Source organism: Bradyrhizobium iriomotense (genome assembly GCF_030160715.1).
Lineage (GTDB): Bacteria > Pseudomonadota > Alphaproteobacteria > Rhizobiales > Xanthobacteraceae > Bradyrhizobium > Bradyrhizobium iriomotense.
In genome coordinates, this window is record NZ_BSOW01000001.1 from 339,898 (window position 1) to 355,197 (window position 15,300).

The 15,300-nt window shown below is 61.8% G+C and carries 11 protein-coding genes; 10 read left to right on the top strand and 1 reads right to left on the bottom strand.

Features of this window, described 5'->3' with window-relative positions:
* The first annotated feature begins 9 nt into the window (after positions 1-9).
* From QQL28_RS01540 to QQL28_RS01585, 9 genes are all read left to right on the top strand, one after another.
* The gene (locus QQL28_RS01540) at positions 10-1,419 is read left to right on the top strand and encodes a cytochrome ubiquinol oxidase subunit I (RefSeq protein ID WP_284260310.1); all 1,410 of its coding nucleotides are present in this window, start codon (positions 10-12) and stop codon (positions 1,417-1,419) included.
* Positions 1,416-2,396, top strand: coding sequence for a cytochrome d ubiquinol oxidase subunit II (cydB, locus tag QQL28_RS01545; protein WP_284260311.1), 981 nt, complete (start codon positions 1,416-1,418; stop codon positions 2,394-2,396). The genes QQL28_RS01540 and cydB overlap by 4 nt, the downstream gene beginning before the upstream one ends.
* Positions 2,397-2,694: 298 nt before the next feature.
* Positions 2,695-3,234, top strand: a complete 540-nt coding sequence (locus QQL28_RS01550; protein ID WP_284260312.1) for a helix-turn-helix domain-containing protein — start codon at positions 2,695-2,697, stop codon at positions 3,232-3,234.
* 36 nt (positions 3,235-3,270) lie between these two features.
* Positions 3,271-6,120, top strand: coding sequence for an ATP-binding protein (locus QQL28_RS01555; RefSeq protein WP_284260313.1), 2,850 nt, complete (start codon positions 3,271-3,273; stop codon positions 6,118-6,120).
* Between the two features lie 139 nt (positions 6,121-6,259).
* Positions 6,260-9,061 carry an ATP-binding protein gene (locus QQL28_RS01560; protein WP_284260314.1) on the top strand — a complete coding sequence of 934 codons (2,802 nt, stop codon included), beginning with the start codon at positions 6,260-6,262 and terminating at the stop codon, positions 9,059-9,061.
* 244 nt (positions 9,062-9,305) lie between these two features.
* A complete protein-coding gene (locus QQL28_RS01565; RefSeq protein WP_284260316.1) occupies positions 9,306-10,919 on the top strand; it encodes an ATP-binding protein in 1,614 nt (537 codons plus the stop codon).
* Positions 10,920-11,697: 778 nt separating this feature from the next.
* Positions 11,698-13,260, top strand: coding sequence for an NAD(P)/FAD-dependent oxidoreductase (locus QQL28_RS01575; RefSeq protein WP_284260318.1), 1,563 nt, complete (start codon positions 11,698-11,700; stop codon positions 13,258-13,260).
* Positions 13,230-13,421 carry a hypothetical protein gene (locus QQL28_RS01580; protein ID WP_284260319.1) on the top strand — a complete coding sequence of 64 codons (192 nt, stop codon included), beginning with the start codon at positions 13,230-13,232 and terminating at the stop codon, positions 13,419-13,421. The genes QQL28_RS01575 and QQL28_RS01580 overlap by 31 nt, the downstream gene beginning before the upstream one ends.
* 382 nt (positions 13,422-13,803) lie before the next feature.
* The gene (locus QQL28_RS01585) at positions 13,804-14,097 is read left to right on the top strand and encodes a hypothetical protein (protein WP_284260320.1); all 294 of its coding nucleotides are present in this window, start codon (positions 13,804-13,806) and stop codon (positions 14,095-14,097) included.
* 92 nt (positions 14,098-14,189) lie between these two features.
* On the opposite strand, the gene QQL28_RS01590 is transcribed toward QQL28_RS01585, so the two are convergent.
* On the bottom strand, positions 14,190-14,369 hold the full coding sequence (locus tag QQL28_RS01590; RefSeq protein WP_284260321.1) for a hypothetical protein: 180 nt from the start codon (positions 14,367-14,369) through the stop codon (positions 14,190-14,192).
* Between the two features lie 97 nt (positions 14,370-14,466).
* Between QQL28_RS01590 and QQL28_RS01595 the strand changes: the two genes are divergently transcribed.
* Positions 14,467-15,300: a 3-hydroxyacyl-CoA dehydrogenase gene (locus QQL28_RS01595; protein ID WP_284260322.1), complete on the top strand. Its 834-nt coding sequence runs from the start codon at positions 14,467-14,469 to the stop codon at positions 15,298-15,300.

Genomic DNA, 15,300 nt, shown 5'->3' on the forward strand with positions numbered 1-15,300 from the left:
GACGAAGACATGATGTGGACCGCGCTTCTGTTGTCTCGCGTGCAGTTTGCCTTCACGGTGTCGTTTCACATCATCTTTCCCTCGTTCACGATCGGGGTTGCCGCCTGGCTCACGGTGCTCGAGACGTTTCACCTGATCAGCGGCAAGCCCGTGTACCGGCGCCTGTTCGAGTTCTGGCTCAAGATATTCGGCGTGACGTTCGGGTTGGGCGTCGTCTCCGGCATCGTTCTGGCGTTCGAGTTCGGCATGAACTGGAGCCGGCTGTCGGAGGTTACGGGACCGATCCAGGGACCTCTGCTGACCTATGAAAGCTTCACCGCGTTTGCGTTGGAAGCCTCATTCTTCGGCGTCTTGCTGTTCGGAAGGAACAGGGTGACGCCGCTGGTCTATCTGCTTTCGACCATGATGGTGGCGCTCGGCACTACATTCAGCGCCTTCTGGATCATGGTGAACAATAGCTGGATGCAGGCGCCGGTGGGGTACGTCGTCCAGAACGGCGTCTTCGTCCCGACCGATTGGGAGGCGATCATCTTCAGCCCGGTCGTGTGGGTGCGATTCCCGCACATGCTGATCGCCGCCTATTTGACTGGAGCGTTTTGCGTGGCTGCGACGGGCGCCTGGTACAGGTTGCGCGGCATCTATGCGGCGGAAGGTCGCGTGATGCTGCGGATGGGTCTGTTCCTGGCGGCGCTGTTGATCCCGGTCCAGTTGTTTCTTGGCCATTTGAATGGCGACTACGTCCACGATTGGCAGCCTGCCAAGTTCGCGGCGATAGAAGGCCGCTGGCATGACGAGCAGCCAGCTGGCGAGGTGCTGATCGCGATACCGGACGAGGCCCGCGAGACGAACCATTTCGAGCTCAAGATTCCTTATCTGGGGAGCCTGATCGCATCGATGCGTCTCAACTCCAGGGAAACCGGGCTGACGAGCTTTGCACCGGAGGATCGGCCGCCTGTGGCCATTCCGTTCTTCACCTTCAGGGTGATGGTCGGATGCGGGTTGCTGATGATGGCAGTGGCCTGGCTCGGCTCGTTCTACCTCCTGTTCGAGCGCAAGCCCGGGCGGCGGCTGCTGTTGTGGGCGACCTTTCTGAGCTTTCCGCTTCCGTTCATCGCGACATTGACGGGCTGGTTCACCGCTGAGGTGGGCCGACAACCATGGAGTGTGTACGGCGCGCTGCGTACGGCCGATGCGGTCACCCCGACGCTGAGCGTTCAGGCGGTAACCATTTCCCTTATCATTTTCGTGGTGGTCTACGTCGTCATATTCAGTTTTGGAACCCTTTACGTGTATCGGCTGCTGAAGGTCGGCCCGGTCGAGTCTCAACCGAGCCACCCTCTCAATCCAAAGCGCCCGCTCGGGGTCTCCGGTGGCGGCAACTCGATCGTGAAGACGACGCAGGAAGGAGCCTGGCTATGATTCTGTTCTGGGCAGGCCTGCTCGCGGTCACCACATCGCTCTATGTCTTGCTGGATGGCTTTGACCTCGGTGTCGGCATCCTGTTCGCGTTTGCCGACGAACCCAATCGCCGCAAGATGCTCAGTGCGATCTCGCCGGTATGGGACGGGAACGAAACTTGGTTGGTGGTGACTGGGACGATCCTGTTCGGCGCGTTCCCCGCTGCCTACGCGGCACTGCTGTCGGCCTTCTACCTACCCCTTGTGCTGATGCTGTGCGCGCTGATCCTGCGCGGCGTCGCGTTCGAGTTTCGCTACAAATCGCTCGGATTCCGCTGGTTCTGGGATCTTGGCTTTGCCGGCGGTTCGCTGGTCGCGACGTTCGTGCAAGGCGTCACGATAGGCGCGCTCGTCGAAGGGCTTCCCATGGAGAACGGTCACTATGTCGGCGGCACGCTGGGATGGCTCAGCCCATTCGCGGTCTTGTGCGGAGTCGGTCTCGTGCTCGGGTACGGTCTTCTCGGCGCAGGCTGGCTGGTGCGGAAATGCGAGGACCCGATCAGGGAGATCGCGTACCGCATGCTACCGATCCTGACCGTCGGCGTGCTCGTCTTCCTCGCCTGCGCTTTCGTCGCATCGCTCGTCATGCATCTCGAACTGATGCAGCGGTGGCTTGAACGTCCCTATCTCCTGGTCTTTCCTCTGATCGGGGCAGTCGCAACCTATGGGCTGGTCAGGAGCATCAAGCAACGGGATGATCTGGGGCCTTTTAGGTTCTCTGCCCTTATCTTCATGGCGGCTTTCGGCACCCTGGCCGGCTCGTTCTGGCCGTACATGATTCCCTTTGCACTCACGGTCGAGCAGTCCGCATCGCCACCTTCCAGCCTGGCATTCATGTTCTGGGGCGCCGGCCTCTTCGTCATGCCGCTCACGCTCATCTACACCACGGTGGTCTACCGACTTTTCCGCGGAAAGGTGGTCGAGGTGCATTACGAATAGCACCGCAAGATCCGTCGCGCGTGGCGGGCCACTCGGCGGCCGCACTTTGCCATCTAGCTGAAGCGGGAGAGCGGGACCCTCGGCGTGCCTGGAGGTGAGGAGATACCTGGAGGTCAGCCCTCGCTCCCGCGCTCCGCGCTCGCATCTCATTGATTTCGAAGGATTTTAAATTTAAGGGCGTCTACCCAAAGAATGAGCATTTGCCCACATTTAACAGTTCAGAACGCTACTTAACATGCCAACGGGGACCGTTTCGGCCATTCTCGACAGGGCAGGATTTCAGACATCGAGGTTTGACATGGAAGGGCCCCACCCAGCTCAGAAATCTTCGCCAAGCCGCCTCCAGTTCGGTTACCTGGCGAGCAGCCTGGCCCAGCTGGTCGAGGTGGCGCGGCGCGAGCTCGAGCATGATCGGGAAGCGGCAAAGGCGTCGCTTGCGACCGTCTCGACCATCCTGCAATCGGAGATCGAGCGCCATTCCGGTGCCAGGGGGAGCCGAACGGCGGGACTGGCCGGCTGGCAGGTCGCACGTGTGCGCGCTTTCATCGACAAGAATTTGCACCGTACCATTCACACGCAGGATCTCAGCATCGTCGCGCGGCGAAGCCCGGCGCATTTTTCGCGCTCTTTCAAGCTGACTTTCGGCGAGCCGCCGCATGCTTACGTTGTGAAGAGACGGCTTGAGAAGGCCTGTCATCTGATGATCACCAGCTCGGCCTCCCTGAGCGAGATAGCTCTGAGCGTCGGGTTTTCAGATCAGGCGCATCTGTGCAGATTGTTCAGGCAAGCGTTCGGGCAAAGCCCCGCGAACTGGCGGCGCGAACGTGAGATCCAGTAGCGGCCTCTAGCACGAAGGGATCGGAAGAGGCATCCAATGAGCGATCAGAGCGGGAATGTCCTGAGCTTCGGTCCCTTTGAACTCTCGATCCGCAACCGGCTGCTGACGCGTGGCTCTAGTGTGGTGCCACTCGGCGCGCGCGCGATGGATCTGCTCATTATCCTGGTGGAGCAGGCCAACAAGGTCGTCAGCAGGAGAACCCTGATCGAACGTGTTTGGGGAGAGCGCGGAGTCGATCAGGTTAGCCTTCGCGTGCACATTTCGGCGCTGCGCAAGGCACTGGCGCACGGAGACCCCGGCCGGCGATATATCGCCAATGTGCCCGGACGCGGCTACAGCTTCATAGTGCCGATAAGTTCGTCTTCCGTGCAGGCGCCGGAGCCAAACCAGGCCTCCAAGTCCTGGCTGCCCGTCCGTCTGACGCGCATGGTCGGCCGAAAGGAAATCGTCGGCACAATAAGCACCAAACTCACTTCGCAAAGATTCGTTACGATCGTCGGGCCTGGTGGCATCGGCAAGACGACCGTTGCCGTCGCCGTGGCTCATGAGCTGCGCGCCAGCTTCGACGGCCAGGTGCGTTTCATCGACCTGAGCTCACTGGGCGATCCCTCGCTCATTGCGCCCGCGGTCGCGACGTTGTTTGGCCTGCCGGTGCAGACGGACGACGTCATGCCGGCCCTGATCAAGCGCTTGCGGGCGTCGCCGGCGCTTCTTGTCCTTGACGGTTGCGAGCACTTGATCGACGGAGCTGCGGCCCTTGCGGAAGAACTATGTTGCCAGGTGCCGACGCTGCACTTGCTCGGCACCAGCCGGGAGGCGATGCGGGTCGAAGGCGAGTGCGTCCATGAGCTGACGGCGCTCGCATGCCCTCCGGAAGATCAGGAAATTTCGGCGCTGCGTGCCCTGGACTATCCTGCCGTCCAGTTGCTGGTGGACCGTGTGCGCGCCGTGCACGGCCATTTTGATCTGGCGGATACGGACGCACCGCTGGCTGCTGCAATTTGCCGGCGGCTGGACGGAATTGCGCTCGCGATCGAGCTCGCGGCCGGCAGGATCGACGTCTATGGCTTCAGCAAGACCGCGAGCTTGCTCGACGAGCGCCTGAATCTGTCGTGGGCGGGGCGTCGCACCGCCATGCCGAGGCATCAAACCCTGAATGCCACGCTGGAATGGAGCTACGACCTCCTTGAGGAGACGGAGAGGCTAGTTCTGCGTAGGCTCAGCGTGTTCGCCGGCGGGTTCACGTTCGAGGCGGCAGTCGCGGTCGTCGCAGACGAGACGGTCGATGAGGCGCGGGCTTCGGATTGCATATGGGAGCTACGCTCGAAATCGATGATTACCGCCGACGGGCAGGAGTCTCGGCTTCGCTTGCTCGATACCACGCGCGCCTTCGCCTCGCGGCGATTGGCTGAAACCGACGAGCTGAACCTCTTTCGCCGGCGGCACGCGCTCTATTTCAGCGACCTGTTCAAGCAGGGCGCCTCGATGGATGTGTCGGGCTGGCCAAGGACGCTTCGGGTCGAGATCGGCAATCTCAGGACGGCCCTGACCTGGGCGTTTTGCGGCGGCGGCGATGCCCAGATCGGCGTCGATCTCGCTGCGGCCTCTGCAAGCACGTGGATGGGGATGGCACAGCTGACCGAGTGCCGCGAATGGATGGCGAAAGCCGTCAGCCGTCTCGATGGCATGAACTCGGGCACGCGACAGGAAATGGTCATCCAGTCGGCACTTGCGAGCTGCACGATGTTCACAGGCGGCATGACCGAAGAATCCTATGCATCCTGGGACAAGACACGCGGTCTTGCTGAGAGGCTTGACGATGTCGAGCATCAGCTCGTCTCGCTGCTGGTTCTCTGGGCTCACCAGATCCGGCTTCCGCGATACGCCGAAGCGGTTCTGCTGGCGGAAAGTTGTGGCCAATTGGCCGAGCGGATCGTGGATCGTGGGGCGATCGCGATGGCCAACTACATGCGCGGCATCAGCTATCATCACACCGGGCGGATATTACAGGCCGAAAGCTGTCTCGAGCGTTCCCTGCATTGCGACGACGAAACCGCCCGGCAGGCGCTGATCAAACGGTTCGGCTACGACCGCAAGACGGATGCGCTGATGATCCTGTCGAACGTTGTCTGGCTGCGCGGCTCGCCGGACCATGCGCGACGTCTGACCGAGATGTCGCTCGCCGAGGCACGGCAGCTGGATCAGGCCGTTCCACTATGCGTCGCGCTGGCCGGTGCGAGCTTCGACGCCTATCTGCTCGATCCGGATGCCGGGGAGACCACCGCGCGTGCCAACGAGCTGGTCGATCACGCCGCGAAATACGGCGTGGAGAGCTATCAAGGTTTCGGTATGTGCGTGCAGGCGCTTGGGCGCGGCAGGCGAGGTGAGACCGAGATAGCGGCCGAGCTGCTCTATGCGGGATTGGAAAAACTCTCCGCTGCCAGCTACGGCGTTTTCAATGCGATCATGTTGGCGGAATTTGCGCGATGTCTGGCGGTCTCCGGCCGCGCGGGGCAGGCCATGGCCGTTTTCGAAGGTGCGAAGATCAACCTCGATGACGAGCATCAAATTCACGCGCCGGAGCTGCTGCGAATCAGGGGCGAGCTGGCGTTGGCGAACAAGGAAGGGCTGTCTGCTTGTCGGGAATATTTCCTGCGCGCGATCGAGCTGTCGGAACGGCAAGGGAGTTTGGCCTGGACTTTGCGAGCCGCCACCAGTCTCGCCATGGCCGAGAGATCGGACGCAAGGAGGGAGGCCGCGCGGGAGCTGCTGCGAACCACCTATGTGAAATTCCGTGGCGGCGCCGATACGTTCGACCTGCGTCTAGCCGCGCGCGTCCTGGACGGCTCATACTGGCGTGACGATGTGATAAGAGCGGTTCCCTGACAGGCTTGCGTCGATCATTGTTTGGGTCGACACTCAGGCCGTGGAAAGGCCGGTCATCGGCGTCTTGGCGGAGCCAATCATGCCGACAGTGCGAAGCGGCTCACCGAGCACGGCTAGAGTGCTATTCGGCCCATTTGAGTTGAATGTCGCCGAACGTTCTCTCAGGAAAGCCGAGGAGATTGTTCCGGTCGGCGGCAGGGCCTTCGATATTCTGATGGCTCTCATCGACCGCGCCGGCGAGGTCGTCACCAAGGGCGAGCTGATGGCCCGGGCCTGGCCCGACGTCATTGTCGAGGAAGGCAGTTTACGCGTTCATCTGTCGGCCCTGCGCAAGGCGCTTGGGGACGGACAGTTCGGCAACAAGTACATCTCGAATGTGCAGGGGCGCGGCTATTGCTTCGTTGCGTCTGTCACGCGGCCGCCGGAGAGGCAGGATGGCCTAGCCGCGTTTTCGGGCGTGTCTAATCTGCCGCCGGCGCTTGGCCGCATGGTCGGTCGCGACGACGCGGTTCGTGAGATATGCGCCAGGATGCAGACGGAGCGGCTGGTAACTGTTCTGGGGACAGGCGGCATCGGGAAGACGACGATCGCTGTCGCGGTCGGGCACGCCGCGTTGGCGGACTTCTCCGAGGCGGTTTCCTTCGTAGATCTTTCGGCGTTGAAGGACAAGGAGCAGGTCTTTGGCGCCGTCATCGCCGCGCTCGGCGTCAATCCGCGGTTTGACGACCCGGAAGAGGCGCTGCTCAGGATCCTACGCGACCGGAAGGCGCTCATCATTCTGGATGGCTGCGAGCATCTCGTTGACAAGGCGGCGGAGATTACCGATCGCATTTTTCGGAGCACGCGGAACGTCCATGTGCTCGCGACCAGTCGGGAAGCGTTGCAAGTTGCCGGGGAAGGCGTGTTCCATCTTGTTCCGCTGGATTGTCCGCCGGAACAGGAGGGGCAGACGGCGACACAGGTTCTTTCTTATTCCGCTGCCCGCCTCTTTGCCGAGCGCATGAGTGCGCGCGGCAGCGACTTTTCTCTCAGCGACGGTGAGGCCCCCGTTGTGGCCGAGATCTGCCGCAGGCTCGACGGTATCGCGCTCGCGATCGAGCTGGCCGCCGGAAGAGCAGCGACGTTCGGCGTAAGGGATACGTTGTCGAGGCTGGGGTCGCGCCTTGATCTCCTGAAATTCGGCCGACGGACCGCAAATCCGAGACATCAGACGCTGCGGGCCACGCTGGACTGGAGTCACGACCAGCTTTCGGAGGTGGAGCGAATTGTGCTGAGACGCGTCGGAATTTTTGTGGGGCACTTTACGCTCGAGGCGGCCGTTGCAGTAGCCGAGGGAGATGGCGTCGGCCGCGCCTCCGTCGTAGATGCTGTGGGAACTCTGGTCGACAAGTCGCTGATCGGAGTTTTGGCCGACACCCGCGGAACGTCTTACCGATTGCTCGATACAACGCGGGCGTACACGCTGGAAAAGCTCGCCACCTGTGGCGAGCACAACTCCGTTGCGGCGCGGCACGCCGACTACTCGATCGGATTGCTGGAAGCCAATAGCGTCAACCTCTTTGATCTGCGCGCCTCGGAGACGGCAACACAGGCGGTGCGGGATTATCTCGGAAATGTCCGAGCCGCGCTTGAATGGAGCTTCGGTCCCAACGGAAACGACCGCACGTCGCTAAGACTGGCGGCCGCGGCCGCGCAGTTGTTTGTCGCCATGTCGCTCCTGCCGGAATGCCGGCACTGGATGGAGAGGGCGACCGACCGGATGACCCCGGACTGCGATCAGCGAGAGCAAATGGAGATTCACGCTTCGCTCGCGTTGTCGCTCATGTTTACCGAAGGCAACAGCCAGCAGGTTCGCGACGCCTTCGAGACGGCGCTGACGTTCGCCGAGCAGCGCGAAGATGCCTATCAGACGATGCGTCTTTTGAGTGGATTGTCGATGTACTTTCACCGCATCATCGATGCGGCCGGCAGCCTCGAGCTTGCGTTGCGCAGCGAAGTCGTTGCAAGGAAGACGCGAAACCCGGACGACGCAATCCTTGCCGATTCGATGCTGGGGAGCGCCTACTACATGCTGGCCGATCATTTCCGGGCCCAGCAGCATCTCGAACGATCCTTGCGTAGTTCGCCGCGCCATCGACGGTTCAATGCAACGCAGTACCTGTTCGATCCCCGCACCACGTCGCTGTTCAATCTCACGCGATCGCACTGGTTCGCGGGCAACCTCGACCGGGCCGCGCGCTGTGCGGAAATGACCGTTGAGGAGGCCGATAGGTCGGATCATCCGATTGCCCTGTGTCGCGCGCTCATGCTGACGATGCCGTACTACTTCTGGATCGACGATGTCGATCAGGTCAAACGCAGCCTTTCGAGGTTCGAGCTGACCGCGGAAAAATATTCGCTGGCGCCGTTTCGTGCCGTCGCGCTAGGACTGAGGGGACGTTACCTGGTGCGCATCGGTGAGACCGGCGACGGCATCCAGCATCTGTGGGACAGCCTGGAGGGTCTTGCGCGTCAGCGCTATGAAATGCTGGTCACGGATTTCGTTTCCGAGCTGGCGGTTTGCCTGGCGAAACGGAACGAGCGCGTGGAGGCGCTTAAGCTACTGGATGAATCGATCGCCGTTCAGATCACCTCCAAGAGGCCTCTCCATCTTCCGGCGCTGCTTATGGCAAAGGGGCTGACACATGCGTGCGGGAGGGCGCCGGACGTCCAACAGGCCGAACATTGCCTGCAAAAGGCAATGGATCTGGCAGATCAGCAATCGGCGCTCTCGTTCCAGTTGCGAGCAGGACTGGAGCTTGCTCGTATTTGGATCGGGCGCGGTGACATCCGGAGGGCCGGTGATCTGATCAAGCCAATTTACGACCGCTTCTCCGAAGGATTCGCAACGCCTGATCTGAAATCAGCGAGGGGCATGCTCGAACTGACTTCGGTCCAATAACGCACAAGTGAAGGTCAGGCAGCAGATGTGCCTGCTGCAAGCGTTCCGGCTCGGCCATGACCGCAGCCGGATCGGCCATTCCAAGGGACGGGCGCTCTGGTCACGCCACATACGCGCTGGTACCTTGTACACAGAATGTCGCGCAACGGAGCATGACATCCGTCGTGTTGAGCTGAGAGCTATGTCTGGTAGTGCTGTCCGCGGGCTGAGTTTCGGTCCTTTTGAATTGTTGCGTGATCAGAGAGTGCTGCTGCGCGACGGCGTTGTTCTTCCCTTGGGCGATCGCGCTCTGGATCTTTTGGTCTACCTCGCCGAGCGGCCTGGTGAGATCGTCGCGAAGAAGGAGCTGATCGATCACGTCTGGCCTAGTGTGAACGTGGAGGAGGGTAGTCTCCGCGTGCACATCGCGGCCATCCGCAAGGCGCTCGGAGATGGTCAGTTCGGCGACCGATACATCGCAAACGTCCAGGGCAGGGGATATTCCTTTATCGGCGCCATCAATCGCGAAGCAGGCGCGGCCAGCACGGATGACATCTCCCATAGTCGGCTGCCTCTGCGTCACGCCAGAATGATTGGCCGGGATGCGGTGGTCGCCGAGGTCAAGGACGGACTGCGGGAGGACCGGTTCGTCACCCTGCTCGGTCCCGGCGGGATCGGGAAGACGACCATTGCCGTGGACGTCGGTCATGCCGTTGCGGAGGAATTCGACGGGGAGGCGTTTTTTGTCGACCTGGCAAGCCTCACGGATCCGCAGCACGTTGCGAGGACGATCGGCACATCGCTGGGGCTCGGCCTGGGATCCAGTGCGCCGGATCAGGAGCTGGTCGAGCTCGTTCGCTCGAGAAGGCTGCTCGTCATTCTCGACAATTGCGAGCACGTCATTGACGCTGTCGCATCGATCGCCGAGCAGCTCTACCAGGAAGCGGCGCAGGTCCATATTCTGGCGACGAGCCGTGAAATGCTGAGGGTCGAGGGCGAGCGCTGCTACCACGTGCCTCCCTTCGAAGTCCCACCTGGTGATTCCGGGCAAACGGCAGATGCCATACGCCGGTTTCCGGCGGTGCAATTGTTCGCCGATCGCGTGATGAAGGACCGAGGTTCCGCTCTCGGCGACGCGGAGATCCTGCTGGTGGTGGAGATGTGCCGAGAGCTGGATGGCGTACCTCTCGCGATCGACTTGGCGGCGAGACATGCTGCGGGGCTCGGCGTCAAGAACACCTTTGCCCGTTTGGCGTCCCGTGCCGAGCTGATGAAGCTGGACCACCGGACCAATGTCGCGCGACACCGGACCTTGAAGGCGACACTTGATTGGAGCGCCGATCTGCTGACGGAGTTCGAGAGCATTGTCTTTCGCCGCATCGCGCCCTTCGTCGATTATTTCACGCTGGAGGGGGCGCGCTATGTCGCTGGCGACAGCGATTGGAGCGAGGGGCAATTTTTCGATGCGATCGCGGGTCTGGCCGGCAAGTCCCTGATTGCGACTCGGCTGGTGCAGGGACAGCCGCACTATCGGCTGCTCAACACGACGCGGGCTTACGCTCTCGACAGGCTGGAGGAACATGCCGAAGCCGATGCAATCTTCGCGCGGCATGCCCGGTACATGACGGAGCAACTGGAATCCCAATCGCCTTCACCCCCTCCGCAAGGGACTGAAAGAGCCGCGGTCTGGTCCAGCCAACTCAGCGACATCCGCGCGGCGCTGGAATGGAGCGTCGGGCCGCGTGGTGACAGCGAGATCGCGAGGCGACTCGCGACGGCCAGTGCGGCCTTTGATCGAGCACAAGGCGGACCCGTCTCCGCGGTTCGAGAGCATACGGAACATGCGCGCGGCCGTCCGCAAGCCGGCGTCAAGGCCTGAGGCGACGTCAGTCGTCGTCGGCGCAATCGCATACAAGTCCTCGCAGTTCCCTCCAAGCGTCGTCAGTCCGCTATGAGCATGCTGCGGCCGGCAGAAGGAACACTTCCGCTGATCAAGTGTGTATTCGCCCGAGGGGCGGCCGGCACAGCGTGCTGGTCGCGTTCGAGGCGTCAATGTCTTCAAACAGGTACCCTCCCAGCATGAACCGTCGACTCAACCAGGGCCAGCTTTGGCTGGCGTTCCTTGCGCGAGGGCGCCTGCGTCTGGCCTTGTTGAGCGTTCTGGCCACTCCTCTTCCCTCCCTTGCGCAGGGAACGTCGGAAGAGCGGCGTGCGTGCACGCCCGATGTGCTTCGCCTCTGCAGCGCCTTCATCCCCGACGCCGATGACATCACGACTTGTCTCAGACAAAAGCAGCGAGAGCTCAGCGATGCGTGCAGGCAGGTCATTGGGGCTTCCGCGAAGCCGTCCGATGGCGGTGCGGACGCGCGCAGACGCATGGCACGATAGGCATCGCCCCAGAGCGGCGTCGCCACATCGCGGCGCAGGCTTCGCGTGCGCAACCTGCCGGCCGTACGACGGTCTCGAAACCGCGATGCGGCACGAACGTTCTCCATATCGCAACGTCGTTCAAGAAGGGATCGGGAGGTCGCGGTATCGGGAGTCCGGCCAGGGGCGCACAAAACTCCACGGGTGGACCATTGAGCACAGTGTTGACCAGATCCTCACCCCCTGAGACGTCGTCTATCGCTGCTACGGCATCGCAGAAGAAGCGCGTCGTGATCGTCGGCGCCGGATTTGCAGGCGTCGCGGCCGCGCGTGCGCTGCGGCGATCCGACGTCGAGATCCTGTTGATCGACCGGCGCAATCATCACATCTTCCAGCCGCTGCTCTATCAGGTGGCCACCGCGGTCCTGGCGCCGTCGGAAATCGCTGCGCCTATCCGCCAGCTGGAAGTGAAGCAGAAGAACCTCAGCGTGCTGCTGGCCGAGGTCAAGGCCATCGATGTGCGCACCCGCATCGTCCAGGCGGCTTGCCTAGGAAGCGGAACGCTCGCGTTCGGATATGACTTTCTGATTGTCGCCCCCGGAATGCGCCCGAGCTATTTCGGTCACGACGAGTTTGCGCGGTTCGCGCCGGGCCTCAAGAGTCTCAATGATGCCGAAGCGATCCGAACCAGGATCCTCAGTGCCTTCGAATTCGCCGAATCGACTGATGACGAGGCGGAGCGTGCGCGCCAGATGACGTTCGTCCTGGTGGGCGCAGGCCCGACAGGCGTCGAGCTTGCCGCGTCGATTGCTCACCTGGTTTCTGTGACCCTGCGCAAGAATTTTCGCAACATCGATCCCACCAACAGCCGCATCATATTGCTGGACGGTGGCCCGCGCGTTCTTCCGACCTTTGCGGAATCGCTGTCGCGAAAGGTGACAGATCGGCTCGAGAAGCTCGGCGTGCAGGTCCGCACGGGCGTGAAGGTCGACAAGGTCGACGGCCAGGGCGTGATCGCGGCCGGCGAACGGATCGCAAGCGCCACGGTGGTCTGGACCGCAGGCGTTGCCGCCTCGCCGGTCATAAAGATGCTCGGAACGACGGTGGATCGCGCAGGACGCGCCATTGTCGATCCCTATCTCAGCATCGTGGAGGCTCCCGATGTGTTTGTCGTGGGCGACGCAGCTGCCATCGTGCAGGATGGGCACCCGGTCCCGGGGGTGGCGCAGGCGGCGATCCAGCAAGGACGATATGTGGGACGAGTGATCGCCGAGCGGATCGGCGGTCGCAAGGAGTTTCGCCCCTTCCGTTATCGGAGCAAGGGCAACATGGCGGTCGTCGGCCGGAATTTTGCGATCTTGGAGGCAGGCCGCTTGCGCACGAGCGGCTTCCTGACCTGGTTTGTCTGGGCATGTGCTCGCACTGCCGCAGCTTCAGAACCGGTTCCGGGTGCAGACACAGTGGCTGTGGTCATATCTGACGGGTCAGCGCAGCTCGCGTCTCATTCGGGAGACTTCGTAATCGATGAGTTCGGACAAGCAAAAGCTGGGTATCTTCGGTGTTTTCCTCGGGGGACGGATCCATTGTCACCGCTCTGGCGGCCCTGGCTGGCACGGCCGTGGGCGGGTTCACCAGTGTTTTTGCCGGGTGGCTATCGCAGCGCTTGCAGGTTCGCGCGCAATGGTTCGCGCGCGAGAATAATCGCCGACAGGTGCTTTACCGGGAATTCATCGAGGAAGCCTCCAAGTGCTACATCGATGCGCTCCAGCATGACGATGCCGACATTCCCAGCCTGGTCGGTCTGTATGCGAAGCTTGGACGAATGCGAGTTCTGTCGTCCGATGCCGTGGTGAAGAGTGCCGACGAGATCGCCAAGAAGATCCTGGACACCTATCTGGAGCCGGATAAGAGCTTCATGGTGCTCCGGGACATGGCGAAGAATGGCACGATCGATCTCCTCTATCAGTTCAGCATGACCTGTCGCGAGGAATTCGAGCGGGCCGAACACTTCTAGTTTCCAGAAAAGCTGTATCCAGAGCAAAAGAAGGCCGATAGCATCGTTGCTATCGGCCTAGTTTGACCTTGCGTGAAAATCCGAGCGTCTCGGGAGGATGAGCGCCCAATCCCGCAGGTCAGTGTCGGGGGCGACGATCCGGGCCATCGTCGCAGCGCAGCCGACCGAGCCAATCTAGGCGGCGGAGAGCCTCGTCTCTTGTACGAAGCTGCCGCGACTGGTCGCGGGGCGCTCCAATCGCGACGATGATCGCCGGAGGCGCAAGCAGGTCCCAGAAGAAGCAAGGACATCCGAGAGATCAATTTGGATGAGGCGTAGATGTCTTCGCAGCACTGACGCCACCCGGAGCTGTACCATGATGGTTAGAATCGCCTCCGCACTCATGTCCATCGCGCTCAACGGAGCCACGATTCCGACGGCGGTCGCGGAATGTGGCTCGCCGCATCAAGTCACGGCGCCGCGGCTGCGATGGACTGCGATACGCAGTCAGATCGATCGCGCCGCCGACCGCGAGGCCGTATGCCGGATCTATGCCGCATCCTTCTACGAATTGGTGACGATGCGCCAGGCGGCGGCCGGCTGCATTCACGACGCGGATCACGGTCGGGATGTCGCCGAGCTCGATTCGGAAATCGACGTGTTCAACGATTTGTTGGCAAGCCAGTGCAGCGGCTGAGCACGGCTCTCGCAGTTTCGTCAACGAGGTGCTGTTCCATGCTTCTCCTGCTTCTCATCGCGCCCTGGATATGGCGCCGGATCGCTTCGACATCACTGCTGGCGGCCGTCCGCCAGAACAGGGTTTCGATCCGTAACCGGTCCGGCAATCCCGCCGTCAATCGACGTCGCAAACAGCAGCAAGCCGGTTCTGAGGGCGGCAATCCCGTTCAATAAGGCAAATGGCACGTGCGTCACATTCGGCGCAATGACACAACCAGACAGGTGGCTCATGCCCAAAGCAGCGTCGACGGCAATCGATAGTTCTCGCGCGAAAGCGACGGTCTCTCGCCTTTTCGTTCTCGAACTGAACGCCGGGAAGATACACACGATGAAAACGGATGGTTCGGACCGTAAGACGATCGTGACCGGCTGCTGGCTCCCGGACGGCATCGTCGTCGACGTCGAGGCTGGCCACATCTACTGGACGAATATGGGCGTTCCCAACCTGAACGACGGTTCGATCGAGCGCGCGGATCTCGACGGCGGCAATCGCAAGGTGATCATTGCGAAGGGCGTGACGACCCATACGCCAAAGCAGATCATCCTCGAGAAGGCGAGCGGAAAGTTGTACTGGTGCGACCGCGAAGGCATGCGCGTCATGCGTTGTAATCTCGACGGATCCCGCTGCGAGACGCTCATCGAAGCCGGGCACGGCGATAATGACAGCAAGGATCAGACGAGGTGGTGCGTCGGGCTGACGATCGATCCCAAGCACGACAAGATCTACTGGACGCAGAAAGGCCCGGACAATGCCGGGCGCGGCCGCATCTTCCGCGCCAATGTCGAGATTCCGGCCGGGCAGACGGCGGCAAACCGGTCCGACATCGAGGTATTCTATGACGCCTTGCCCGAACCGATCGACCTCGAGCTCGATCTGAAGAACCGCGTCCTTTACTGGACCGATCGCGGCGATCCGCCTCGCGGCAACACCGTCAACAGGGCGTCGATCGACAACAAGTCGGCCGAGCCGGAAATCGTGGTGACCCACCTCATGGAAGGCATCGGGATTGCGTTGGATGTGCCCGGTGATCGCATGTTCGTCACGGACTTCGCAGGCTCGGTCTATACGGCGCGTCTGGATGGATCCGGCGAACGGAACTTCCTCTACGCCCAGGGCAACCTCACCGGCATCGCCTATGCCGAAATCCCGCAGGAGAACTGA

Excerpts from the sequence above, each read along its gene's own strand:
- cydB (WP_284260311.1), top strand. The coding sequence starts at position 1,416 with ATGATTCTGTTCTGGGCAGGCCTGCTCGCGGTCACCACATCGCTCTAT.
- QQL28_RS01555 (WP_284260313.1), top strand. The coding sequence starts at position 3,271 with ATGAGCGATCAGAGCGGGAATGTCCTGAGCTTCGGTCCCTTTGAACTC.
- QQL28_RS01595 (WP_284260322.1), top strand. The coding sequence starts at position 14,467 with ATGAAAACGGATGGTTCGGACCGTAAGACGATCGTGACCGGCTGCTGG.
- QQL28_RS01550 (WP_284260312.1), top strand. The coding sequence starts at position 2,695 with ATGGAAGGGCCCCACCCAGCTCAGAAATCTTCGCCAAGCCGCCTCCAG.
- QQL28_RS01590 (WP_284260321.1), bottom strand. The coding sequence starts at position 14,369 with ATGAGCCACCTGTCTGGTTGTGTCATTGCGCCGAATGTGACGCACGTG.
- QQL28_RS01540 (WP_284260310.1), top strand. The coding sequence starts at position 10 with ATGATGTGGACCGCGCTTCTGTTGTCTCGCGTGCAGTTTGCCTTCACG.
- QQL28_RS01585 (WP_284260320.1), top strand. The coding sequence starts at position 13,804 with ATGTCCATCGCGCTCAACGGAGCCACGATTCCGACGGCGGTCGCGGAA.
- QQL28_RS01580 (WP_284260319.1), top strand. The coding sequence starts at position 13,230 with ATGCGAGTTCTGTCGTCCGATGCCGTGGTGAAGAGTGCCGACGAGATC.